The organism is Schnuerera sp. (genome assembly GCF_035459645.1).
Lineage (GTDB): Bacteria > Bacillota > Clostridia > Tissierellales > Tepidimicrobiaceae > Schnuerera.
The window spans coordinates 1-2,116 of record NZ_DATHXO010000293.1 but is presented as its reverse complement, the minus strand read 5'-3'; the positions used below and the strand labels follow the sequence as shown (position 1 = coordinate 2,116).

Here is a 2,116-nt window from a genome sequence, read left to right as displayed (position 1 = left end):
TTTTGTTTATATCTTTTAATAAATCTTCTATTTCTTCTAATGCTTCCTCCCAAATATTGTCACTAACATATTCAGTATTACTATTCAATATAGTATTTAACATGTTTCCATTTAACCATTCACCTAATTCAAATTTCATAGTCACTAATGCTATTCTTTCATTTTTATCTTGAAGTTCACCTGTCCAAATAGTTTCTTTGTAATCATCATTTATTTTGGTACGTTCATTTTCTCTTTGTCGCTTTGCACAAACTTTGCATAAGTTTAAATCATCATCTTCATCTTTATTGGCTAATCTCATTCTACATATATCACATATTACTTTGAATTTTTTATCCTGAGCCATATTCCCAAAGTATTCTTTAATAAAATTACTTTTGGGATATACAGGTTTTAAAAAGTTTTCTTTAGCATTTTCAATTAGAAAAGCCATATTCATAGTTCCTCTAGAAGGTTCAGTTACAAAAATTGATGGAAATGCTTCTCCGTCAAACAGATTAAAACATTCTAATACTTTTTCCTGTAAATCATCAAGTTTTTTATCTAATCTATAAAGTCCTACATCATCTCCAAGCTTCTTCCCACAAATATTTTCTGGTACAATAAAATATATTCCTGTTTCATCCCTATATATTTCATTACCTAATGCATATTCTTCTTCTACTACTTCTTTTATTTTCTCATCTACTTCTTCTGCTTTATTTCTATACCAGTAAATAAAAGAAGGGTTTAATGCCTTTTCTGCAAGTCCTAATTTATCATACTGTATCCCTAAAATGCTCCATCTTATAGTACGAGGATATTCCATATATTGTTCATGCTTTTCTCCATCTAAACATAAAGCTGCAATACTAGCTTTGAACATAGAAGCTGTCATATAGGCTTGATCCCAAAGGGTTACATCATTCGCTGGGAATCTGGAATCGCTTAGAAGGTGAATATACCAATTTTCCACCTGGTTTATTATAAACTTTCGCATTTTATATACGTCTATATTAATTTTGCCAAGAGAACCCAGCTTTCTCCATAGATTTATAAAAAAATCTATCCTAGTTTCATCGTAATATTTTTTATTTGTATACCTTTTTTTCTTATTTGTTATTTCCTCTTTAGTAGTTCCAAAAGCATTTACTATATGCAAGTTATCTAATTGCTTCTTTGGTGCACCTTTATCTATTCCAGAATTTATATTTTCACAACCTCTAAACATTACATTTTTTATTAAACCTTTATCACTTACATTTCCTTTTACTATATCTGTAAGAGTGAGATTTTCCTCAATTTCGTTATTTTTATTTTTGAATTTTAGCTTAATTTCTGTTTTATTAAAAAAATCTTTTAGTTCATCATTAATGGAATCCATATCTATTTCAAAAGGGCTTCGTGCATTGAATATGCCCTTCGTTTCTTTATAATAATCTCCATACTCTGAAAATAATTTATATCCATAAATATCAATAAATTCATCTTCATCTATATCAAAATGAATATTACCATTTTTTCTTTCCCAAAATCCTATATGTGTCTTTCCCAAATTAAATAATAAAGTTCCAGTTTCTGCTTTCAGTATTTCCTTGCTATTTTCCTTTAAGTTTTTTAGGTTTAAATTACTCATTCTACTCCCCCCATGAAACTTTAAAACATTCTATACCATTTTTATCTATCTTTCCTCTTCCCCATCCAAGTTTAGCTTTTGCACCTATACCTGCATATTCTAATGCACCTTTTAGTATCTCTTCAATAAACTCTATATCATAATTTATTTCCTTTTCAAGATTAGTCCTCTTGGTAAGTATACCGTCATACGGAATATATTTAAGCTGAAATATGCCTCTTGTCCCTTTAGGTACAACTTCGTACATTATAGGGTTTTTACCTGCTCTAGTTTCTCTATTATGTGGATTTATAACTTCATAACTAATTCTATTGAAATAAGTAGGATAAAATACAGCTCTACCCCTCTTAACAGAAAATATATTATTAGTTTTACATTTATTGCTTTTTATCTGATCAATTAATTGCTTATAAAGGCTTGTACCATCTTTTTTAATGTTTATATTTATGCCTAGTTCATATACACAGTATTTAATTAGTTCCTCAATTAATTTTGAATTAT

General features: G+C 28.4%; 2 protein-coding genes. Both read right to left on the bottom strand.

Annotation, left to right across the window (positions count from 1 at the left end):
* Positions 1-1,615, bottom strand: a 1,615-nt coding sequence (locus tag VK998_RS06910; RefSeq protein WP_325226885.1) for a CRISPR-associated protein Csx11, incomplete at its 3' end; no start/stop codon positions are given.
* Between the two features lies 1 nt (position 1,616).
* Positions 1,617-2,116: RAMP superfamily CRISPR-associated protein (locus VK998_RS06905; protein WP_325226883.1), on the bottom strand; the 500-nt coding region annotated here is incomplete at its 5' end.